We start from the raw sequence: 23,305 nt of genomic DNA, 5'->3' as shown, positions 1-23,305 counted from the left end.
AAGGCTCAAAGTGACAAAGGCGCAAAGGTTTTACTCTGAACCTTTGTCACTTTGAGCCTTTATTAAAATAAAATTTTAATAAATCAGAAGCAGCTGCGAAAGGTGAAATTTCATCATTTTGCACTGCTTTTTTGTTTTGTTCCAGTTTTGAAATAATTTCAGGCTGGTTATAAAAATTCAGTTTTAATTGTTCGTTGATGGTTTCCATCATCCAAAAATGATTTTGATCTTTTCGTTTTTCTTGAAAGAAACCGGTTTCATTTGTCATTTCAAAATAAGTAGAAATGGTTTCCCAAATTTCAGGAATTCCATCCTTTGTAATAGCGCTGCAAGTTGTAACTTTTGGCTGCCAATTTGATTTTTTTGGAGGAAATAAATGCAGTGCTCTATTAAATTCTAATTTCGCCTGATTTGCTTTTTTTACATTATCTCCGTCTGCTTTGTTGATAACAATTGCATCGGCCATTTCCATAATACCGCGTTTGATGCCTTGAAGTTCATCTCCGGCGCCCGAAATTTTCAATAAAAGAAAAAAGTCAACCATGCTGTGAACAGCAGTTTCACTTTGTCCAACGCCCACTGTTTCAATTATTATAGTATCAAAACCTGCAGCTTCACACAAAATAATCGATTCACGTGTTTTTCTTGCTACACCTCCTAAAGTATCACCAGAAGCACTTGGTCTGATAAAAGCATTTTCATCTTTAACCAATTCTTCCATGCGGGTTTTATCGCCTAAAATACTGCCATGCGAAAGCGAACTGCTGGGATCAACTGCTAAAACGGCTACTTTTTTTCCTAGATTGGTCAAGAAAGTTCCAAAGGCTTCAATAAAAGTACTTTTTCCAACGCCGGGTACGCCTGTAATTCCAACTCGAATAGATTTATTAGCATGTGGCAAACAACCTTTAATAACTTCATTTGCTTTATCAGTATGTTCTGGATTGGTACTTTCTACTAAAGTAATAGCGCGACTTAAAGCTGTTCTGTTTCCGTTGAGAATTCCAGCAGTCAATTCGTCAGAAGAAGGCTGTTGTTTTCTATTTATTTTAATTTGATTGATGGCAGAAACATTGGTAATTTCAGGAGATGAAATTCCAGCTTTTTCTTGTAAACTGCTTGATTGTTTTTTTGAAGTTGGCAAAATGTACTTTTTGGTATTGTAAAAGTACAGAAAACAAAAACAGTTTCAAAAACGATTCTTTGAAACTGTTTTTATGTTTTACGAATTCCACGAATTTTCACAAATTAAATATTTTGGATTTTTGAATTCGTGAAAATTCGTGAAATCTGTCTTTGATTAATATCCTGCAGTAAAGCGAACTTGATGATGTTTTGGAGTTTCAACTTCGTCAGCAATAACAACAGCAAGATCTTCAACAGACAAAATACTTCTTTGCTCGTCATTAAAAACCGGATTTTCTAAACCCAGACGGTATTTTCCAGTTCTTCCTGTTTTAGTTCCTGCATGCATTTCAAAAGCTGGACTAAAAAAGGCCCAGTCTAAATCTTTTTCCTCTTTAATAATATTCAAATAATCTCTTGCGGCACTTGCTCCTGCATATATTTCTTTTGGAAAGTCTGGAGTGTCAACTGCTTGTAAATCTGGAGCAACAAATAAACTTCCGGCTCCGCCAATTGTAATAAAACGTTTAACACCAGATTTTTTTACCGCTTCCTGAATTGATTTTGATCCGTTAATGAAATCATCATAAATATTTGGATTTGTCCAACCCGGATTGTAAGCATTTATTACAACATCATTTCCCTTTAGAGCTTCTGCTAAAGCTTCTTCGTTAAAAATATCTGATGCAATCCAAGTTGCGTTTGATGTTTCTTTCGGGTTTCTAGCAATAGCTGTAATGTTGTGTTTTCTGTCTGCTAATTCGTTTAAAATGGCCGTACCAACAAATCCTGTTGCTCCAATAATTGCGATTTTCATAATATACAATTTAATTAGTAATAAAAGATGTTACAGTTTTAGATAAAAAAATAGTTTTAAAATTGATTCGAAAAATCTTCTAGAGAAATTCCGTCTAATTGCAAACTGATTTTTTGATTCATTTCGGCGTACAGTGCGTCTAAATTTTGATTGATTTTTTTTCCGACAGGACAATCAGGATTCGGCTGATTTTTAGCATAACCCAGATTTATAGTTTCAAAAGTCATTTCAAAAATTTCTTTTAAAGTTAATTTTGAAGAATCTACCGCCAATTTTGTACCGCCATTTTTGCCTTCTTTACTTTCTACAATATGATGTGCTTTTAGGTTAGCAATTTCTTTTCGAACCAAAACTGGGTTCAAATTAATACTTCCGGCAATATATTCAGATGACAAATAATCATTTGGATATTTTGTGAGTAAAGTAAGAATGTGAATCGTTATGGCAAATTTACCTGAAATCATACTGTAATAAAATATGTTACAAATATAAGGTGATTTATTTAATAAAAAAGAATTTTAACGAAAAATTAATCGGTGTCAAGAATTTATAAATTCCTATTTTTGTGATGAACCTTCGATATGAATAATTTTATTTTAATATTTTTTTTCCTCGCATTGGGATTGATTTTACAAAGAGTAAAACAATTTCCGACTAATGTTTACAAGATTCTAAACAAAATTGTAATCTATTTTTGTTTGCCGGCCATTACCTTATATCATATTCCAAAAATAAAATGGAGCAGCGAATTATTATTTCCAATAGGGGCGGGCTGGATTACTTTTTTATTGGCTTGTATTTTTTTTCATTTTCTAGGAAAGAGATTAGGCTGGTCAAATAAACTCATTGGTTGCCTAATTTTAACAGCAGGATTAAGCAATTCGTCATTTCTCGGTTATCCAATTATAGAAGCTTTGTTTGGAAAAAAAGGACTGGAAACTGCTGTTTTAGTAGATCAGCCGGGAACTTTTGTTGTGGTTTCAACGTTAGGTGTTTTTGTGGCGGCATTTTATTCTAAAGGAAGTCCAGATACATTTAGTATTATCAAAAAAATATTATTTTTCCCTCCTTTTATAACTTTTGTTGTAGCCATATTAATGAATGTTTTTCAGTACGATTTAGATTCAAATATTCAATCTGCATTATTAAAAATTGGAAGTTTTGTAACTCCTCTTGCTTTATTATCAGTAGGATTGCAATTGACTTTTGACAGGAAAAGCCAGCATTGGCGATTTTTGCGTCTCGGCCTTTTTTTTAAACTTATTTTGGTTCCATTTGTGATTTTGGTTTTATATGTTTTTATTTTAAAACAGCATTCTGAGGTTATAAAAATTACATTGATGGAAACCGCAATGGCGCCCATGATTACCGGCGCAATTCTAGCTTCAACTTATGGCTTAAAACCAAAATTAAGCAGTATGATGATTGGTTTCGGAATTCCGATTTCTTTTGTCACCCTTGCTTTTTGGTATTTTATCTGTAGTTTTATATAAATTTTGATTACTTAATTCGTCTGCTTCAATATGAATTCATCTCCTCAAACTGCTGCAATCAACAGCAGTACTTTAGCTCAAAAAACAGTTTATTCGGTATTATTTTCAATTGCATTTGCTCATTTACTAAATGATTTAATGCAATCTGTAATTCCATCTACATATCCAATTTTAAAAGAAAATTTTAATCTCACTTTTACTCAAGTCGGACTAATTACGTTTGTTTTTCAGCTTACAGCATCTTTATTACAGCCCTTTGTCGGATTTTATACGGATAAAAAACCAAAGCCATATTCACTTGTGGCGGCGATGATTTTTACGATTTTAGGTTTAGGATTGTTGTCAATTTCGAGTTCATTCTTAATGTTGCTGATTTCTGTAGCTTTAGTCGGAATTGGTTCTTCTATTTTTCATCCTGAAGCTTCGCGCGTTGCCTTTTTAGGTTCAGGCGGGAAACGAGGTTTAGCTCAGTCGATTTTTCAATTAGGAGGAAATGCCGGAAGTGCGATTGGGCCGTTGTTAGTAGCTTTAGTAGTTGCGCCTTATGGGCAAACGTATGTAATTTGGTTTGTAATTGCAGGTTTTATCGGAATCGGTATTTTATCTCGAATTGCCGTTTGGTACGAAAATCACATGAGTTTAAGAGCTTCTAAAAAAGCTGGATTAGAAGAAGAAACTGTTTCATTGTCAGATAGAAAAATCACGATTTCAATCATTGTTTTGTTGTTGCTGATATTTTCAAAATTCTTTTACATGGCAAGCATGTCAAGTTATTTTACTTTTTACTTGATCAGTAAATTTTCAATGTCAGTTCAGGATTCTCAATTCTACTTGTTTATTTTTCTAGCTTCTGTTGCAGCTGGAACTTTAATAGGAGGTCCGTTAGGAGATCATTTTGGAAGAAAATATATTATATGGTTTTCTATTTTAGGAGCAGCACCTTTTACGTTGCTTTTACCTTATGCTAACTTATTTTGGACAGGAGTTTTAGCAGTAGTTATTGGTGTTATTATTGCTTCGGCATTTTCAGCAATTTTAGTTTTTGCACAAGAATTAAAACCAGGAAAAGTCGGGATGATTTCAGGTTTGTTTTTTGGTTTTGCTTTCGGAATGGGAGGTTTAGGATCGGCGATTTTAGGTTATATTGCTGATCAAACCAGTATTGAATACGTTTACAAAATAAGTTCTTACTTGCCTTTAATTGGTGTCTTAGCCTATTTCTTGCCAAATATTCAAAAGAAAAAATAATATCATCTTAAAATTGATAGAAAAAGTAGAGTTTAGTTTTTTTTAATTATTTTTTTTAAGTAATTTTAGAGGCACTAAAAACTTTAAATTATGTCAACATTAAGATTAGGCGATATAGCTCCAGATTTTCAAGCAGAAACAACCGAAGGGCCAATCAATTTTCATGAATGGTTAGGAGATTCATGGGGTGTTTTATTTTCACATCCTGCAGATTTTACTCCTGTTTGTACAACAGAGTTAGGAACAGTTGCTAATTATGTTCCGGAATTTAAAAAAAGAAATACTAAGGTAATTGCTTTAAGTGTTGATGGTTTAGAATCGCACAAAGAGTGGATTAAAGACATCAACGAAACTCAAAATACCACGGTTAATTTTCCGATAATTGCAGACGAAGATAAAAAAATAGCCACTTTATACGATATGCTGCATCCAAATGCTAGCGAGAAATTTACAGTGCGTTCTGTTTTTGTAATAGGTCCAGATAAAAAAATAAAACTGACATTAACATATCCAGCTTCTACAGGAAGAAATTTTGAAGAATTGCTTCGTGTTATAGACAGTTTGCAATTAACAGCAAATTACAGTGTTGCGACTCCAGCAAACTGGAAGGACGGCGAAGATGTAGTTATTACGCCAGCAGTTCCGGACAGTGATATTGCTGCAAAATTTCCAAAAGGACATACGCCAATAAAACCATATTTACGTATGACACCGCAGCCTAATAAATAGTTTCTAAGGTTCTAAGCTACTAAGTTTCTAATTAAAAAACCTTAGAGACTTAGTAGCTTAGTAACTTTACTAAGCTCTCTTCGTTAATTCATTCATTCGTTTTTTATCTCCAACAACCCATATAATATCGTTTTTCCCTAAAATAATATTCGATTCTGGGTTTAAAATTCGGTTTCCGTTTCGTTCAATTCCAACTACCATTCCGCCAGTTTTTGCTCTGAATTGGCCAATGTTTTTCTCAATAAAATCTTCCTGAGAAATTTCCAGCTGACGTAAAACAATTTGAGATTCTTCTACTGTTTTTGGAGCTTCGCTTTCATTTTGATTTAGATATTTTGTAAATGCAGTTACTTGAGAATCGGTACCAATAACACAAATTTCATCCCCTGGAAACAAACGTTCATTTTTAGTCGGAATCGGAATGGTAACATCACCACGTTTTATATACGCAATGTTAATTCCAAGCTCTTCTCGAATGCGTAATTCCTGCAATGTTTTGCCCGCCAAGTTTGATTCTCTTCCAATGTCAAAAAATGACATATGGCCGTCCCAAGGCATTAGATTCGCATAACGTCTGTCGATTTTTTTGTTTTCTCGATCGTTGAGATTCTTTAAAAAGTGATTTTCAATTTTATGATATTGTTCGTTCAGTTTTTTAGGGAAAATTTGATATACAGCGATAGCAATAATGAGCGCAACAAAAGCTACTAAAGGAGAAAAGAAAATATTCAATAAAAATCCAACAAAAAATAATCCAAGACTCATTCTTACTAAAATCAGCATTAAAAGCGCGCCTCTATACTTACGTTCTTCCCATAATATTTCGACTTCATCTGCAGCTATACGACGTAATGAAAGCGCCCACAAAAAAGGTGCAATTGCAATCAAAGTAATAAGTGCAGCCAATGTGTTTCCAAATCTCGTATCAGCTACTAAAGGAGCAACATATTCTGATGACAATAATATAATTGCCGTAATGATGATCGTGTGTATTACAATTTGAATGACATTTGCATTCAATACTTTTTGCCAAGTACTGACCGATTTTATGGCTTGTGCATTTACACTATATCGGTTAATATTTTTTACCCATTTTTTAGGCAGTTTTTGTTCTAAAAAATGAGAAAAAGGTTCAGCATATTTCACCATAAACGGAGTTGTAAAAGTAGTTATCGCTGAAACTGCCACTACGACAGGATATAAAAATGAACTTGTAACATTCAATGTCATTCCTAAGGTTGCAATAATAAACGAGAATTCACCTATTTGTGACAAACTCATTCCTGTCTGCACAGATTGTTTAAGAGGCTGTCCTGCAAGCAAGGCGCCAATGGTAGAACTTACAGATTGTCCAAAAATAGTCACAACCGTTAATACAGCTACCGGAATCGCATGTTGGTACAACATCTTTGGATCAATTAGCATTCCCACCGATACGAAAAATATCGCTCCAAATAAATCTTTTACGGGTTTTACTAAATGCTCAATATGTTCTGCCTGCGTGGTTTCTGCAATAATAGATCCCATTATAAAAGCTCCCAAAGCGGGCGAGAAACCAACATTTGAAGCAAAAATTACCATAGTCAAGCACAAGGCGAGCGAAATAATCAGCAGCATTTCATCTGTCAATAAATGTTTTGCTTTTTTAAGAAGAGTCGGAATAAAAAAGATACCGCCCAAAAACCAAGCCGTCAAGAAAAACACCAGTTTTAAAACAGACATCAGCAATTCACTGCCAGAAAATTGCTGACTTACTGCAATAGTCGAAAGCAAAACCATCATTAAAATGGCAACAATATCTTGTACAATCAAAGACCCAATAACAATTCCGGCGAATTTTTGTGCTTTTACGCCTAATTCATCAAACGTCTTTAAAATGATGGTTGTTGAGGAAATAGATAAAATTACACCCAGAAAAATACTGTCCATCTGCGACCAGCTCATCCATCGGCCAACCAAATAGCCAATTACAACCATAGTTATAATTTGGGTAAGAGCGGTAATCGAGGCCGTACCGCCCACTTTCATTAATTTCTTAAAACTAAATTCGAGTCCTAAACTAAACAACAAGATGATTACTCCAATTTCTGCCCAAACTTCAACACTTTTCATCTCTGTAATAGAGGGGAAAAAATCAAAATGATTTCCTGCTAAAAATCCAGCGATCAAATAACCTAAAACTAGAGGCTGTTTCATTTTTTTAAATATCAAAACAGCAATTCCAGCGGTCATCAGAATTAATCCCAAGTCGCTGATTAAAGGTTGCAGATGGTGTGTAGTTTCGGCAGCGGCGTTTAAGGCAATCATAGAAAGGTGGTATTTTGTTCAGGAGCTATTCCAGCTTTCCATTTCAAGCTTTTACTCAAAAAACATATTTTTTAATGCAGTACCAGGAGCTTCCTCCGGTCGCTCTGTTCCTGCAAAAAAATATAGTTTTTTTCATAAAAGGCTTTCCATTTCAATCTGGGCTATTTCCCAATCAGGTTAGAAGTAATAAAAAAAGCTATCGTTAAAGATAGCTTTTTTTGACAAAATATTTTAGGTTTTCTTCAAAAACCTGCGTATTTGCTAGGTTTTAACATTGTTTTATTCTTCAATTTAGGAAATCCCTATTTTATTATAAATTATATTCCAACATAATTGCTTGGTGTAATTGCCATTAATTCTGCTCTAACCGAATCAGAAACTTCTAAAGTTGCAATAAAATTATGAATTGCTTTTTTATCAATAGCTTCGTTTGTTCTCGTTAAGCCTTTCAAAGCTTCATACGGATTTGGATATGCTTCTCGACGCAAAATAGTCTGAATTGCTTCTGCTACAACTGCCCAGTTTTTCTCTAAATCTTCCGCAAATTTAGCTTCGTTTAAAAGCAATTTGTTAAGTCCTTTTAAAGAAGCTTCAAAAGCAATAATTGTATGTCCCATCGGAACGCCAATATTACGCAAAACAGTACTGTCAGTCAAATCGCGCTGTAATCTTGAGATTGGAAGTTTAGCAGCTAAATGCTCAAAAATTGCATTTGCAATTCCTAAATTTCCTTCAGAGTTTTCAAAATCAATTGGGTTTACTTTATGTGGCATTGCAGATGATCCAATTTCGCCTGCTTTAATTTTTTGTTTAAAATAATCCATCGAAACATAGGTCCAGATGTCACGATCTAAATCGATAATGATATTGTTGATTCTTTTTAGAGCATCAAAAAATGCTGCAAAATGATCGTAATGTTCAATTTGAGTAGTTGGAAAAGAGTGGTGTAATCCCAAATCTTTTTCTACAAATTTGCTTCCAAATTGTTTCCAGTCAATTTGCGGATACGCCACGTGGTGTGCATTATAATTTCCTGTTGCACCGCCAAATTTAGCTGCAAACGGAATGTTGAACAACAAACGCATTTGTTCTTCTAAACGCTCTACAAAAACCAATATTTCTTTACCTAAACGAGTAGGAGAGGCTGGCTGTCCGTGCGTACGCGCCAACATCGGAATATCTTTCCAATCTGTGCTTAATTCTTTTAATTTCGAAATCAACGAAATCAATGATGGCATATAAACTTGCTCAAAAGCCTCTTTTGTAGATAACGGAATCGCAGTGTTATTAATGTCTTGAGATGTTAATCCGAAGTGAATGAACTCTTTGTATTGAGATAAGTCTAATTTTTCAAAAGCCTCTTTGATGAAATATTCAACCGCTTTTACGTCGTGGTTGGTTACTTTTTCAGTTTCTTTAATCCAAAGTGCATCTTCTGTAGAAAAATTTTTGTAGATGTCACGCAGTCTTTCAAATAAATTATGGTCTAAATCTTTAAGTTGTGGCAAAGGTACTTCGCACAATGCAATAAAGTATTCAATTTCAACTAATACGCGGTATTTTATTAAAGCTTCTTCAGAGAAAAATGGGGCTAATGAAAGGGTCTTACTTCTATATCTTCCGTCGATTGGTGATATAGCATTCAATTCGTTTAAAGTAGTCATTGTTATGTTGTTTTTCGAAAGGCACAAATATAAACAGAATTTGCGGATTAAAATAGACAAAAAAGCAAACACTAATTTCACTCATTTTTACGAAATTATTTCTCATTAATAACCTATCACAAAGCAACTTTATCAAATGGAAATACCGAACTTTTCAAACTGAGCTTTCGTCAATTAAATCAGTGTAAATCTGTGAAATTAGTGTTTGATTTTTTTTAATTTTTCTCTCAAATCTGCCACACCTTCAGAAGCAACTTTAGCAATAACTTCAACTTTATTTCGAATGTTCGGAATCGCAATTGGCTTTGGATCAATATAAAAAACCGGCGTAATGCTGTATGTATATGAAATTAATCCAGCTGCAGGATAAACTTGCAAAGAGGTGCCAATAACAGCAAAATAATCTGCCGTTTCTGTAATTTCAATTGCTTCTTCGAGTGCAGGTACATCTTCGCCAAACCAAACAATATGAGGACGCAGCTGATGTCCGTTTTCATCAAAATTGCCAGTGTATAAATCTTCTTTCCAATCTAAAATTAAATTGCGATTTTGTGTACTTCGCACTTTTAATAACTCTCCATGCAAATGCAGCACTTTTGTGCTTCCAGCGCGTTCGTGCAAATCATCTACATTTTGCGTAATAATGTGTACGTCGAAATCCTGTTCTAATTCTGCTAAAATTTGATGACCTAAATTCGGCTGTACTTCTTTTAACTGCTGACGGCGTTTGTTGTAAAAATCTAAAACCAATTCTTGATTTTTGCGCCAGCCTTCTGGAGTTGCAACTTCCATTACATCATGTCCTTCCCACAAACCGTCACTGTCACGAAAAGTTTTAATACCACTTTCAGCACTGATTCCGGCTCCGGTTAGCACAACTAATTTCTTTTTCATTTATTTTAAAGTTAATTTCATCAGTAAATCGGTTTGTTCATCGTCGCCTAATTTAAAAATATGTTTGTCAAATTCTACAAAACCGTTCTTTTTATAAAAATTCAAAGCTCTATGATTTTCTTCCCAAACACCTAGCCAAATGTAATTTAAGTTTGAATCATTTGCTATTTGCACAGCCTTTTCATATAAAAGTTGTCCAATTTTATGTCCATGAAATTCCTTCAAAACATAAATACGTTCTATTTCTAAAGCGTTTTTGTCTTTTAATTCTGTTTGTGTTTCGGCAAAATTTACTTTTAAAAATCCAACAATATCATTATGAAGATAGGCAAAGTAAAATTGAGAGTGAGAATTTGTCAATTCAGAAGTTAATTTTTCTATAGAAAACTTTTCTGTCAAGTATTGATTTAAATTTTCTTCAGAATTCACATCTGCAAAAGTTTCAGAAAAAGTTTGCCTGCCTATTTTCTGTAATTCTTGTATTTCTGAAAGACCAATTTTTTTAATTTCTACGGTTTGCATAATTCAATGTTTTTACGAATTTAATTAAAGTTTTTCTGAAGTGAAAAAGTTATTATTTATTAAGTAATCAAAGAGTAATCAAATGATAAATTTTCCGAGCGAAATACTTATTTTAGCCAATTAAATTGCCACAAAATTGACAACAGAACTTAAAGTAAAGATTAAAAGAAGTTTTTTAGATAATTATCAAAGACCTTTGCATCTTCATCCAGAATTTATTCGATTTGAGGATAAAGATTTAACAAATAATAGCTTTACATCTTTTAAAGCTTCAGAAATAAAAGATTTTCGTTACGGCATTAATTGGTTTAGATATTACTTTGTTTTTGGAAGGGAATACCAACTTTATATTAGAAGCTATAATGACGAAGTTTTAAAAATTAAGTTTAATTCTTATTTTGGAGTAAAGAAAAAAGAAAAGCATGATCTATATGTAAGTATTGTGAATTGGCTTTGGACTTTGTATTTTTCTAAACAAGTAAATGATTTCTTGGAAGAATTTGAAGCAGGAGAATCTTTTTATATAGGAGATGTTGTTATTAATCCTGAAGGCGTAATAATATCAGTTTCAAAATTGATGAAACAGGAAAAAGCACAAATTTCTTGGGAAGATCTAAGATTTAGATTATTCAATACGTATTTTTCTATTTATTCTAAAGAAAATCCAATTGAAATTAATAGAGGCTATTCATATAAAGAAGATTGGAATACTTTTGTATTATATGATGTGATTAAAAATATACTTAGCAATAAAAAAATAGATAATGATTGATTTAGATTACCTCGCATTTCTTGAAAATATACTAACCGATAATCGTAAAGAAAGATTTTTAAACGTTCTCAGCAATCGTACAAAACATTTTACAATTGCAGTTGAAGATGTTTTTCAGATGCACAATACGAGCGCAGTAATGCGCAGCTGTGAGGTTTTCGGAATTCAGGAATTGAACGTAATTGAGCAGCGCTACGGAAAAAAAATCGATAAAGAAATAGCAATGGGCGCTCAAAAATGGGTCGATATCAATCAGTTTGATTCGGTTTCGAATTGTATTTCGACTTTAAAAAATCAAGGATATCAAATTATTGCGACGACCCCACATGAAAATGATTGTTTGTTAGAAGATTTTGATATTACAAAACCAAGCGCCTTGTTTTTTGGCACCGAAAGAGACGGTCTTTCAGAAGAAATTCTAGAAAAAGCGGATGGTTTTCTAAAAATACCAATGGTTGGTTTTACGGAGAGTTTGAATATTTCAGTTTCTGCTGCAATCATCATTCAGAATCTAACAAACAGATTGCGAAATTCAGATATCAATTGGCAATTATCTGAACAAGAAATTCTTGAAAAACGTTTAGCATGGGCTAGAAATTCTATAAAAGATATTAAAAGAATTGAAGCTCGTTATTACGAAGAAAATCCAATATAATTATCGTTTCACCTTCCCTGAAAGGTTTTCAAAACCTTGCAGGGAAATCACCAATTTAAATTTATCTTCCAAAAGAATCATAATTATCTTCAGCGTATTTTTCAAAACGCTTCAGTATTGCTATATTTTCTTTTTCTACCGCTGTTAATTGATTGTCAACATTAGTAGAAACAGGAATATACCATTCGACACTGTCAAAAAATTGTCGAACTGTTTTGGTTTTAAAAGAAAATCCATGTCTTGCAAAAATCGTATTTCTCAAAATTTCTAGATCAATTTTCTTTAGATTTTTCAGATCTGATTCTTTTAGCTTTTTTGTTGACGAATTTAGAGTCAAAATACTTTCTGATGCAGCTCTGTATACCGTTGAAACATATGTGTAATCTTCCTTGCTTTCTGAATCTTCCACCTCGTCTTCTGAACTTGTTACCTCTTGTTCTTTTGGATTTTCATAATCTATATACGATTCGTCTTCAGGAAGCATCACATTGGGATCGTATTTGAAATCTTTTTTATAAAGCTCAAATTTTCTTTTGGTAACCTCTTTTTTAGCGTTATTAGCAACCCAGGTTCCAATTAAAAGAGAGTCATTTTTTATTTCAAAATCAAAAACACCATCATTTTTATCATCGCCAGGTTCTTTAAGTATAAAATGAACCGTATTTCCAGTAATGGTCATTGTACCCGAAAGCGGTCTATTATTTCCAGCCACAACACTTTGCGCTGTAACTTTAGATTCTGTTATTTTCTTGATAATAATATTGATTTTGTTGCTGTAATTTTCTTTTTCAGGTTTGGTTGTATCACGTTCTAAAACAGTAAAATCGCCAACCCATGAACCATATAAATCAGTTCTGATTTCTTTAGCGGCAACATTATCGGCATTGTCTTTAGCAGTTTTTTTTTCTTTAGAATTGCAGGAAAAAAGGATTACAGGTAACAATAAATAAAAAAGGTTTCTCATTTTTTTAGTTGGTTATAAAGATAATATTCAATAATTAATAGATTAGGCACCCAGCCTAGCCATGCAATTATTTGGTAAACATCCATTGGTGCAGGATGAAACAAATGTACAAGAACAATCTTCCAAAAACGCAAAGTCACTGCAGAAAAAGTTAAAGCAAAACTTCGGAGCATAAATGCTTTATGGCTTGTAATATTTTTGTTTTTAATAGCGGTAAAACCTTTAAGCGTAAAATAAAACCATAAAATCGACAAACTGACAAAAGATATTTTAGAGTAGAATCCTCCATTTGCAAAAAGGCCAATAAAAAAACCAGAAGGCGCGCTTAAAAAGAGAATTACAATGACATAAAACTTGCCAATATTTCTATGGATGGCAGGAAATTTTTCTAGAAGAGTTGAATTCAATTGAAAAAATCCAGCAAGCAAAACAAAAATTGCCGAATACACATGAACATAAAAAAAATCAACATAGAACGGAACTCTTTCAACCTCAGTTTGTTTTATTTGAAGAAATGCAACATCATCACCAAACGGAACATATTGCCAAGTCAGCTTTATCATTAATATGAAGAAGTAGCTAAAACTGAGTGTCCAGATAAAAGGTAAAAAGAGATTCTTTTTCAATTGTGCTTGTTGCAGATTATGTGACTCCAAAAATAAGAAAATCCCTCCATGTTTAACAAAAAGGGATTTTTATAAATATATTATTTTAAATAATGGCTACAAAGTATAATTCAAATTCACACTCCATCTGTAATTTGCTTCCATATTGCCATTTGATAAATTTTGATTAATTGGCAGCATCGCATTTAAGCCAACCGAAAATTTATCTTTGCCGGCTTCGATACCAAATTTTCCAAACAAAATATCTCCGGCTGTATTGGGCAAATCAAGATTATGCTGTTTGTTTGTCTGATAAACTTCACCAGCTAAACCAGCCTGCGGTACAATTTGAACCGATTTTAAATCGAATAAATAAAAAAACGTTCCAGCATAGTTAAACTGATCGCCATATTGATAGTTTTTGCTGTTTTCTGTTTTAAAAATATAATTCAGCGTTGTATTTAATCCCAAATTTTTATGTTTGATTACATATTCTGAAACCAGCGGAATGTCCCAGCTTCCCGTTCCTAATTGAAAACTTTGGTTTACGCTTCCTAAATTATTTGCCTCCGCAAATTTCCCGGTAGGGATTTTTAAGCCCCCGCCAATATTGAGCTTATGCGTAAAGATCGTGCTGTCTTTTTTGGTTTCATAAATCGTATATAAAGCCATCACCGTAATATCGCCCAAACCAGAAATGCTTTCGGTTCCTGCAGTCAATTCTCTCTCATGAAAATGATACGGAACCAATGCCGAAATCTGAATTTTCTCTGTAACCGGAATTCTCGTCCAAGCCTGAATTGTATTAAAATTTTCATCAATCCAAGGTGAGTTGGCGAAAATACCGTCACGGCTTGAGTAGCTTTGTTTGAAATAGCGGAGTCCAACAAAATTATTGTTCAGCATCGAGCTAAATCCCATACTGCCGCCACTTGCAGAGCAACCGCAGGCATCGCAATCAAAATCTTCCATCATTGCTAAACGTTTGAAAGTAAAAGCTGAAATACTATCTTTTTCCGTAAAACTAAAGGCCGAAAAACCAGCCAAAAGAGCAATTATTACTATTATTTTTTTCATTTTAATTATTTTTAGAAGCTGATCCCGCTTTCCGTTTCAAACTTTTTTCAAAATCCCATTTTTCTATAAGTTTATAAAGCTTCCGTTGGTCGCTCTATAAACTCAAGAAAAATCAGGTCTTTTTTCAAAAAGGTTTTCCACTTCAATCGGGGCTAGGCTCCAGTTTTTATTATAATTTTATTTTTGCCACTTTTGATTGCAGTAAAAATATTTACACCATCTTGTCATTTCGATCCCGAAGCCTCGGGATCGAAATGACAAACTTTGGTATTTAAATTTGTTTTTTAATATTCTGAGAAACGTTTATCAGTTAAATATTGAGTATCAGTCAACGTTTTTAAGAAAGCTATAATTTGTTTTTTATCTGTTTCAGAAAGCGAAATTCCGAATCTTCCATTTTGTTTTAAAATGGGATCCAATGTTTTAGAATCCTCAATTCCGTTGGCATAATGATCTAAAACGCGTTCAAGAGATCCAAATCTTCCGTCGTGCATATAAGGACCAGAGACTTCTACATTTCGTAAACTTGGCACCTTAAATTTGTAATAATCACTTGCCAATTCTGTTACCTTATAACGTCCAACATCATTTACTAATGGGTTTATTGCTAAGCCGTTATTTCGAAACGAGTTATCAGTTTGTAAATCTGTTGCATGACATGAAGCACATTTAGATTTGAATAAATCATAGCCTGCCAATTCATCAGCAGTTAAAGTTCCACCATTTTCATTTCGTCTGTATTTGTCAAATCTTGAATTTGATGAAACTACCATAACCATAAATTGCGAAAGTGCTTTCAGCATATTTTCGGTTGTAATAGCCCCGTCGTCAAAAGCTTGTCCAAATAATTTCTGATAGTCTTTGTCGGCTTTCATCATTTTTAAAATCGCATTCAAATCGCCATTCATTTCAATACTACTCGTTAACGGAATAATGGGCTGCAGGTCCAGATGATCTGCAGCACCATCATACATAAATACATTTTGGAAAGCTAAATTTTGAATCGATGGTGTATTTCGTGTACCTTGTGCATCGTTTACACCATGGCTTACCGTATGACCGTGATGTGTAAAAGCGTTAGATTGAATGTGACAAAATCCGCAGGAAACCACTCCGTCAGATGCTAAACGACCGTCATAGAATAATTTTTTTCCCAGTTCAAATCCTTTTTCTGTTGGCGGATTCAGTGCTATGTTATAGGCTAAATCAGGAAAGTTTGACGGTACTTTAAACTCTAGTTGAATATTTACATATTCGTCATCCTGATCTGAACAGCTCCACAACAAAGGAACCAGCAGGCATAGCAGATATTTTATTTTCAGCATGATTTTTTGGTTTGTTAGAAGTACAAAAGTTCTTGTTTAGCCCCGATAACAGCGGCATCCTTTTTTATGGTCCCGAGTCTTCGGGACCATAAAAAAGATATAGCGGATAGCGGGACGTCACGTCTTAGAACTTTGATTCTTGTGCTCCTTAAAATGAATTTAGTCGTTGTGTACGTGATCTACTCTAAACATTGCGTTGATATTTTGAGTAATTAACGGCAAATTAGTACCGCTCATAATCATCGCACCCATGCCATTTGCATTGTTGTCTGAAAGTTTGATTTTGTTTGTTCCGTCTATAATTTTAGAAAGGTCTGTAATGATGTGAACCTCTGGTTTAATTGTAGTACGAACCAAAGCTTTTGTTGGCATGTCCAGCGTCACTTCTGTATAATTATAATCTGTTCCTGTTTTGCCAGTGTGAATCATAAAAGGTGTTGCAGCTGTAACGGTTGGTGACGTAAAAGTACCTTCGAAAGCAAGAAATTTATAACCTGCAGCCCAAGACCACATCATTCCGGCAGCATCAGCTTTTGCTAAAAAATCACCTTGACCTGAAGCGCCTAATTTCCATTGTTCTTCATCAACCCCAATTCCAAATTTTACTTTTACATAATCTCCTGCTGGAACATCAGTAAGTTCAAATTCGTGTCCGTCTGCTGCAGCTTCATCAGCAATAAAATAGCTTTTGCTTTTTGGGTAAACAAATGTAGTTCCGTCTGCTTTTGTTAGTACTACGTTGCTGATTATGTATTTTACTAAGCTCACTTTTAGCACCTCATTATTAGAAGTAGTATTGCCTTGAGTATTTAAAATAAGATCGTTTGCTCCATATGCGTTATCGAATTCTAAGATGATTTTTCCTGTTCCTGAAACTTCTTGGTTATCGTCGTTTGAACATGAAATTATAGATATAGATAGTGTTACAATAGCTAAAGCTCTGTATAAAGTATTTTTCATTTTATGAATTTTATATAATTTGATTTTTTTAAATTTATTTTGTGCGCAAACACGATTTTCATTGTTTTGATGACAGTGAAAAATTCATTTCAATACGAATTGAAATTTGATTTAAAAAATTATATAAAATAGGATGGGGGGTGAAAAGTAGCAATAGCAACTGAAATAGGTTTTTCATCAAAAGAAGCAAAGATTTTTGCTTTTGTTTCGATAGGAGCTACTAACTTGAATTCGTTTGTAATTGTATTTTGAATATAAACAATCTCTGATTTTTCTTTCAGGTTATTGTTCATTTTCTTTTCATTATCGGAGTATTTTTTTAAACTTTTTTGAAGTTCACAGCGTCCGTTACACGTATTGTTCACCATTTTTCGCTGTACACAAATGGTTCTCGAGATTTCTTCTTGATTTAATTTGAAAGAGGTATAAACAAAGAAACTGCCAAAAGAGGGTACTAATAGCATGCAAGAAAGTAATATGATAAAAAACTTCTTCAAGGGTTGATTTCGTTGTTTTACTTGCAAAAATACATTTAATTCTTTTTAATTATTATGTTTCTTTTGTCATTTAACATAAAAAAATCCCCAACTACGATTGTAATTGGAGATTTTTGAATTTTTCCCAGTCTCTGTTTTCAGTCTCCGTTTAACAACTGGATACTGTCACTGTAAACTGTGGTTTATTTAACCAGAACCCATTCGCCATTTGCGATCAGTGTTTCTGCTTTTTTAAATTTCATTGTTTCAGTTTTGCCTGTAGCAACTTCTTGAACAGTTACGGTATCATTGCGATTGATTTTTGGCATATCTCTCACAATGGTTTCTGTAACCTGACGTTGTTTTGTTTCTCCAGCTTCGTGGTTGATGTCTTCGCTGTTTACAATTTCGTCTTTGCTTAATTTGAAGTTTTCTTTTTGGCGAACTTCTCTTGCTTCGTGAATTTCAGAAGTAACGTTTTGCGCTGGCAAATCACCTTTGAATAAGAATGAAATAACTTCTTTATTAACGTTGTCTAACATTCCTCTAAACAAATTGAAAGCTTCTAACTTGTAGATAAGTAAAGGATCTTTTTGTTCGTGAACAGCCAATTGAACAGATTGTTTCAATTCGTCCATTTTACGCAAGTGTTTTTTCCAAGCTTCATCAACGATAGAAAGCGTAATGTTTTTCTCGAAATCAGCGATCAATTGAGCCCCTTCACTATCGTACGCTTTTTTCAAGTCAGTTACAACATTCAAAGTTTTGATTCCGTCAGTAAACGGAACTACAATTCTTTCAAAATGATTGTTAGGCTCTTCATAAACTCCTTTAATAATTGGGAAAGCTTCTCTCGCGCTTCTTTCTGTTTTTTCTGTATAGAATGCTAAAGTCTCTTTGTAAATTTTTCCAGTGATTTCAATATCAGATAATTTCAAGAAATCAGCTTCAGAAATTGGAGAAGTGATAGAGAAATAACGGATTAAATCAAATTCGAAATTTTTGAAATCGTTAATTGGTTTTGTTTGGCTTACGATTAATTCGCAAGTGTCATATAACATATTTGCAATATCCAGTTTCAAACGCTCTCCAAATAATGCATGACGACGACGTTTGTACACTACTTCACGCTGTGAGTTCATTACATCATCATATTCTAATAAACGCTTACGAACACCAAAGTTGTTTTCTTCAACTTTTTTCTGAGCACGTTCGATAGATTTAGTCATCATAGAATGCTGAATAACTTCACCTTCTTGCAATCCCATTCTGTCCATAACTTTAGCTACTCTTTCAGAACCAAATAAACGCATTAAGTTATCTTCAAGAGAAACATAAAATTGAGAACTTCCCGGATCTCCCTGACGTCCTGCACGACCACGCAACTGTCTGTCAACACGACGAGAATCATGACGTTCTGTACCTACGATTGCCAAACCTCCGGCAGCTTTTACTTCTGGAGATAATTTAATATCGGTACCACGGCCAGCCATATTTGTTGCAATAGTTACAACTCCAGCCTTACCTGCTTCTTCTACGATTTGTGCCTCTTGTTTGTGCATTTTAGCATTCAAAACGTTATGAGCAACGCCTCTCATTTTCAACATACGGCTTAATAATTCTGAAATCTCTACAGAAGTTGTTCCAATCAAAACTGGCCTTCCTGCATTTGATAATTCAGTTACATCTTCAATTACAGCGTTGAATTTCTCACGTGTTGTTTTGTAGATATAATCTTCTTTGTCTTGTCTTGAAATTGCACGGTTTGTTGGAATTTCAACAACATCCAATTTATAAATCTGCCATAACTCTCCAGCTTCTGTAACCGCTGTACCTGTCATACCACCTAATTTGCTGTACATTCTAAAATAATTCTGTAATGTAACTGTTGCAAAAGTTTGTGTAGCAGCTTCGATTTTTACATTTTCTTTAGCTTCAATCGCCTGGTGCAAACCGTCAGAATAACGACGACCATCCATAATACGGCCTGTCTGCTCATCGACAATCATAATTTTGTTGTCCATGATAACGTATTCTACATCTTTTTCGAATAAAGCGTATGCTTTTAAAAGCTGAGTAAGCGTGTGAATGCGTTCGCTTTTTACTCCAAAATCTTGGAATAATCTTTCTTTAGCTTCTGCTTCTGCATCTTTGTCTAATTTTTGTTTTTCGATAGCTGCAATTTCTGTTCCGATATCTGGTAAAACGAAGAAATCTGCATCAGTATCTCCTGAAAGGTATTGAATACCATTATCTGTTAATTCAACTTGATTGTTTTTTTCTTCAATCACAAAATACAAAGCTTCGTCAACTTTGTGCATTTCGCGATTGTTATCCTGCATATATTGATTTTCAGTTTTTTGAAGTAATTGTTTAATTCCTTCTTCACTCAAAAATTTAATTAATGCTTTATTTTTTGGTAAACTTCTGTAAGCTCTTAATAGTAAGAAACCACCTTCTTTAGTATTTCCTTCTTTGATTAATTTTTTAGCTTCTGCTAAGAAACCATTTGCTAGCTGACGTTGTTGGCTAACTAAGTTTTCGATTTTTGGTTTCAACTCATTAAATTCATGACGATCTCCCTGAGGAACCGGTCCTGAAATAATAAGCGGTGTTCTAGCATCATCAATTAATACAGAATCGACCTCATCGACAATTGCGTAGTTGTGTTTTCTTTGTACTAAATCGCTTGGCGAATGTGCCATATTATCTCTTAAATAGTCAAAACCAAATTCGTTGTTGGTTCCGTAAGTGATATCTGCGTCGTATGCTTTTTTTCTTTGTTCTGTACTTGGCTGGTGATTATCAATACAATCAACAGTTAAACCGTGAAATTCGAATAAAGGCGCTTTCCATGTACTATCACGTTTTGCCAAGTAATCATTTACCGTTACTAAGTGAACACCATTTCCTGTCAACGCGTTTAAGTAAAGTGGAAGTGTAGCTACCAAAGTTTTACCTTCACCTGTCTGCATTTCGGCAACTTTACCTTCATGCAAAACCATACCTCCAATTAACTGAACATCATAATGAATCATGTCCCAAGTAATTTCTTTACCAGCGGCATTCCATTTGTTAGCCCATGTAGCTTTGTCACCATCAATAGTAACATATGTTTTTGAAGCAGAGAATTCTCTGTCTTTTGCAGTCGCTGTAACCTCAATAAAAGAATTGTCTTTAAAACGACGAGCTGTTTCCTTAACAACAGAAAAAGCTTCTGGAAGAATTTCCAATAACGTTTTTTCTGAAATTTCGTAAGCTTCTTTCTCAAGAGCATCAATAGCATCATAAAGATCTTCTCTTTTATCGATGTCTTCAATGTTTTCTACTTCCGCTTTAAGCGCAGTAATTTTAGCATCTTTATCAGCTCTAGCTTCTTTTATTCTTTCTTTAAAATATACGGTTCTAGCTCTTAATTCGTCGTGTGACAAACTCATTAAGGTGGTTTCGAATGTTTTAATTTTGTTTAAATAAGGTTGTAAAGCTTTGACATCTTTCTGTGATTTATCACCTACAAAGACTTTAATAATACTGTTTATGAAACTCATGATTTATTGTATTTCTATTATATGTAAATGTTGTATTTTGAACCAAAAAAAAAGCCTCTGTGATGAGACTTTTTCCTTTGGTTTATTTTTTAATATTCATCCTCATTCCAAAGATAATCTTCGTCTGTTGGATAATCAGGCCAAATTTCTTCCATTGATTCATATATCTCTCCCTCATCTTCGATTGACTGAAGGTTTTCTACTACTTCTAATGGAGCACCAGCTCTAATAGCGTAGTCAATAAGTTCGTCTTTGTTAGCAGGCCATGGCGCATCACTTAAATAAGATGCTAATTCTAATGTCCAATACATCTGTTATCTGTTTAGTTTGTGCAAAAATAAATTTTTTACTGAAAAAGACAAGTAAATTTTGATTTATTTTAATAAAATTTAAGAACGTCTCTATAAGTATCCAGTTTTAGGTGCCAGTTTGCAGTATGAAAACTGAAAATTGCGACTGTTTACTTCTTTTCGAAGTATTGGGCTTTCAGTACCAGTTTCAGTGTAAAACTGTGACTGCGACTGTAAACTTTTTACTTTCTCGGAATCCATTTCACTTCTTCCGCTTTTAAGTCTGACGACAACTTCCGTGCCAAGACAAAAAGGTAGTCAGAAAGTCGGTTTAAGTACATAATAGCTATTTCGGGAACGTGTTCATTGTGGCTTAAATGTACTGCCAAACGCTCTGCGCGACGGCAAATGCAACGCGCTATATGACAATGTGACACGGTTGGATGTCCGCCTGGCAAAACAAAATGAGTCATTTGCGGAAGGCTTTCTTCCATTTTATCAATTTCGTTTTCGAGTAATTCAATGTCAGAATCAATTATTCCGAGGTTTTTTAAGCGAAGTTCTCCATTTTTTAAAACTTCTTTTTCCTGTGGCGTTGCCAAAATGGCGCCAACAGTAAAAAGACGGTCCTGAATTTCGATTAAAATACTTTTATAATGAGAATCAATTTCTTGATCACGAATAAGTCCTATATAAGAGTTCAATTCGTCAACAGTTCCATAACTGTCAATTCTGATATGATCTTTAGGAACACGAGTGCCTCCAAAAAGAGCCGTTGTTCCTTTATCACCAGTTTTTGTATATACTTTCATTTTTTTTGAGGTGCTAAGTTTCTAAGTTGCTGAGAAACTAAGTTTTTCTTCTTGCGATTAAATAATTAACCAAATAAACGGTTACACTATTTTAAATCTAAAATTATTTCGTGGTGTCGCTTTCGATCAATCCATCACGCAATCGAATAACTCTGTGCGCATAAGCAGCAATATCTTCTTCGTGTGTTACAAGAATTACAGTATTTCCCTGTGCATGGATATCGCCAAAAAGTTTCATAATTTCAACAGAAGTTTTACTGTCTAAGTTTCCGGTTGGCTCATCGGCCAAGATAATGGAAGGTTTGTTCACCAAAGCGCGGGCAATGGCAACACGCTGACGCTGTCCTCCAGAAAGCTGGTTTGGCTGGTGATCCATTCTGTCTGCTAAGTTTACTTGTTTTAGAACTTCTTCGGCACGTGCATTTCGTTCTGATTTTGCATGCCCAGCGTAAATCATTGGCAACGCAACATTATCTAATGCTGTAGTTCTTGGCAAAAGATTAAAGGTTTGAAAAACAAAACCAATCTCTTTGTTTCGAATTCCGGCCAATTCATCATCTTTCATTTGGCTGACGTCTTTTCCATTTAAAACATAATGTCCAGAAGTGGGAGTGTCTAAACAGCCTAATAAATTCATTAAAGTAGATTTTCCAGATCCTGACGGACCCATTAAAGCTACATATTCGCCTTTGTTGATTTCTAGATTAATTCCTTTTAAGACATAAACGATTTCATTACCAAGTACAAAATTTCGTTTTATGTCAGTTATTTTAATTAATGGATTTGCCATTCGGTTTACAATTTTGGTTTTAAAAGTACAAAACACTTTTCAATAAACGATGAGTAGCATGAAATTGATTTTTGTTACAGAAAGTAATATTAACTAATCATAATCCGGGATATATAATGAATTAAATAAAATATATTTTTTTGAATAAAAAATTTGTTATATAATTTTAAAGACTTTTTACATAATTATCATATTATTTAATTTTTAGTAAATTATTTTTAACAAAAGAATT

Annotated in this window: 22 protein-coding genes; 5 read left to right on the top strand and 17 right to left on the bottom strand. The window is 33.8% G+C overall.

The annotated features are described in order from the left end of the window. Nucleotides 1-46: 46 nt before the first annotated feature. The 3 genes from meaB to IR010_RS13480 form a co-directional block, all read right to left on the bottom strand. Nucleotides 47-1,144 carry a methylmalonyl Co-A mutase-associated GTPase MeaB gene (gene meaB, locus IR010_RS13490; protein ID WP_194570090.1) on the bottom strand — a complete coding sequence of 366 codons (1,098 nt, stop codon included), beginning with the start codon at nucleotides 1,142-1,144 and terminating at the stop codon, nucleotides 47-49. Nucleotides 1,145-1,300: 156 nt separating this feature from the next. Next, on the bottom strand, nucleotides 1,301-1,942 hold the full coding sequence (locus tag IR010_RS13485) for an NAD(P)-dependent oxidoreductase (protein WP_029272688.1): 642 nt from the start codon (nucleotides 1,940-1,942) through the stop codon (nucleotides 1,301-1,303). Nucleotides 1,943-1,998: 56 nt separating this feature from the next. Further along, nucleotides 1,999-2,406, bottom strand: a complete 408-nt coding sequence (locus IR010_RS13480) for an RrF2 family transcriptional regulator (RefSeq protein ID WP_194570088.1) — start codon at nucleotides 2,404-2,406, stop codon at nucleotides 1,999-2,001. A gap of 117 nt (nucleotides 2,407-2,523) precedes the next feature. Here IR010_RS13480 and IR010_RS13475 point away from each other — a divergent pair, with 117 nt between their 5' ends. From IR010_RS13475 to IR010_RS13465, 3 genes are all read left to right on the top strand, one after another. Further along, on the top strand, nucleotides 2,524-3,435 hold the full coding sequence (locus tag IR010_RS13475; RefSeq protein WP_194604533.1) for an AEC family transporter: 912 nt from the start codon (nucleotides 2,524-2,526) through the stop codon (nucleotides 3,433-3,435). A gap of 30 nt (nucleotides 3,436-3,465) precedes the next feature. Next, complete coding sequence (locus tag IR010_RS13470; protein ID WP_194604530.1) at nucleotides 3,466-4,683, top strand: MFS transporter; 1,218 nt, start codon at nucleotides 3,466-3,468, stop codon at nucleotides 4,681-4,683. 90 nt (nucleotides 4,684-4,773) lie between these two features. Then, entirely contained in the window at nucleotides 4,774-5,412 is a 639-nt protein-coding gene (locus IR010_RS13465) for a peroxiredoxin (RefSeq protein ID WP_029272692.1), read from the top strand. A gap of 69 nt (nucleotides 5,413-5,481) precedes the next feature. Here the strand turns inward: IR010_RS13465 and IR010_RS13460 are convergent, their stop codons facing one another. The 4 genes from IR010_RS13460 to IR010_RS13445 all read right to left on the bottom strand — a co-directional run bounded on the left by IR010_RS13460 (nucleotide 5,482) and on the right by IR010_RS13445 (nucleotide 10,799). Then, nucleotides 5,482-7,719 carry a cation:proton antiporter gene (locus tag IR010_RS13460; RefSeq protein WP_194570082.1) on the bottom strand — a complete coding sequence of 746 codons (2,238 nt, stop codon included), beginning with the start codon at nucleotides 7,717-7,719 and terminating at the stop codon, nucleotides 5,482-5,484. Between the two features lie 317 nt (nucleotides 7,720-8,036). Next, entirely contained in the window at nucleotides 8,037-9,383 is a 1,347-nt protein-coding gene (gene purB / locus IR010_RS13455) for an adenylosuccinate lyase (protein WP_194570079.1), read from the bottom strand. A gap of 198 nt (nucleotides 9,384-9,581) precedes the next feature. After that, nucleotides 9,582-10,277, bottom strand: coding sequence for an SIR2 family NAD-dependent protein deacylase (locus tag IR010_RS13450; protein WP_194604527.1), 696 nt, complete (start codon nucleotides 10,275-10,277; stop codon nucleotides 9,582-9,584). After that, nucleotides 10,278-10,799 carry a GNAT family N-acetyltransferase gene (locus IR010_RS13445; RefSeq protein WP_194570077.1) on the bottom strand — a complete coding sequence of 174 codons (522 nt, stop codon included), beginning with the start codon at nucleotides 10,797-10,799 and terminating at the stop codon, nucleotides 10,278-10,280. A gap of 136 nt (nucleotides 10,800-10,935) precedes the next feature. Here IR010_RS13445 and IR010_RS13440 point away from each other — a divergent pair, with 136 nt between their 5' ends. Then, entirely contained in the window at nucleotides 10,936-11,571 is a 636-nt protein-coding gene (locus IR010_RS13440; protein WP_194604525.1) for a hypothetical protein, read from the top strand. Then, nucleotides 11,564-12,226, top strand: coding sequence for a TrmH family RNA methyltransferase (locus IR010_RS13435; RefSeq protein ID WP_029272697.1), 663 nt, complete (start codon nucleotides 11,564-11,566; stop codon nucleotides 12,224-12,226). The genes IR010_RS13440 and IR010_RS13435 overlap by 8 nt, the downstream gene beginning before the upstream one ends. A 61-nt stretch (nucleotides 12,227-12,287) precedes the next feature. On the opposite strand, the gene IR010_RS13430 is transcribed toward IR010_RS13435, so the two are convergent. From IR010_RS13430 to IR010_RS13385, 10 genes are all read right to left on the bottom strand, one after another. Beyond that, on the bottom strand, nucleotides 12,288-13,190 hold the full coding sequence (locus IR010_RS13430) for a YARHG domain-containing protein (protein WP_194570071.1): 903 nt from the start codon (nucleotides 13,188-13,190) through the stop codon (nucleotides 12,288-12,290). Continuing rightward, nucleotides 13,187-13,753 (bottom strand): DUF2306 domain-containing protein, encoded by a 567-nt coding sequence (locus IR010_RS13425; protein WP_194604522.1) that lies wholly within the window; start codon nucleotides 13,751-13,753, stop codon nucleotides 13,187-13,189. The genes IR010_RS13430 and IR010_RS13425 overlap by 4 nt, the downstream gene beginning before the upstream one ends. 159 nt (nucleotides 13,754-13,912) lie before the next feature. Further along, nucleotides 13,913-14,872 (bottom strand): transporter, encoded by a 960-nt coding sequence (locus IR010_RS13420; RefSeq protein WP_194604519.1) that lies wholly within the window; start codon nucleotides 14,870-14,872, stop codon nucleotides 13,913-13,915. 284 nt (nucleotides 14,873-15,156) lie between these two features. Then, on the bottom strand, nucleotides 15,157-16,197 hold the full coding sequence (locus tag IR010_RS13415; protein WP_194570065.1) for a cytochrome-c peroxidase: 1,041 nt from the start codon (nucleotides 16,195-16,197) through the stop codon (nucleotides 15,157-15,159). 159 nt (nucleotides 16,198-16,356) lie between these two features. Further along, the gene (locus tag IR010_RS13410; protein ID WP_194604515.1) at nucleotides 16,357-17,157 is read right to left on the bottom strand and encodes an MbnP family protein; all 801 of its coding nucleotides are present in this window, start codon (nucleotides 17,155-17,157) and stop codon (nucleotides 16,357-16,359) included. Nucleotides 17,158-17,276: 119 nt separating this feature from the next. Further along, on the bottom strand, nucleotides 17,277-17,621 hold the full coding sequence (locus IR010_RS13405) for a hypothetical protein (RefSeq protein ID WP_194604512.1): 345 nt from the start codon (nucleotides 17,619-17,621) through the stop codon (nucleotides 17,277-17,279). 215 nt (nucleotides 17,622-17,836) lie between these two features. Then, nucleotides 17,837-21,181 carry a preprotein translocase subunit SecA gene (secA, locus tag IR010_RS13400; RefSeq protein WP_194570059.1) on the bottom strand — a complete coding sequence of 1,115 codons (3,345 nt, stop codon included), beginning with the start codon at nucleotides 21,179-21,181 and terminating at the stop codon, nucleotides 17,837-17,839. 89 nt (nucleotides 21,182-21,270) lie between these two features. After that, nucleotides 21,271-21,492 carry a DUF2795 domain-containing protein gene (locus IR010_RS13395; protein WP_007138072.1) on the bottom strand — a complete coding sequence of 74 codons (222 nt, stop codon included), beginning with the start codon at nucleotides 21,490-21,492 and terminating at the stop codon, nucleotides 21,271-21,273. Between the two features lie 221 nt (nucleotides 21,493-21,713). Continuing rightward, on the bottom strand, nucleotides 21,714-22,283 hold the full coding sequence (locus IR010_RS13390) for a cob(I)yrinic acid a,c-diamide adenosyltransferase (RefSeq protein ID WP_194604509.1): 570 nt from the start codon (nucleotides 22,281-22,283) through the stop codon (nucleotides 21,714-21,716). 103 nt (nucleotides 22,284-22,386) lie between these two features. Then, the gene (locus IR010_RS13385) at nucleotides 22,387-23,073 is read right to left on the bottom strand and encodes an ABC transporter ATP-binding protein (RefSeq protein ID WP_194604506.1); all 687 of its coding nucleotides are present in this window, start codon (nucleotides 23,071-23,073) and stop codon (nucleotides 22,387-22,389) included. Nucleotides 23,074-23,305 lie beyond the last annotated feature (232 nt).

It is taken from the genome of Flavobacterium sp. MR2016-29 (assembly GCF_015350695.1).
Classification (GTDB): Bacteria; Bacteroidota; Bacteroidia; order Flavobacteriales; family Flavobacteriaceae; genus Flavobacterium.
This window is presented reverse-complemented; position numbering and strand designations above follow the sequence as displayed.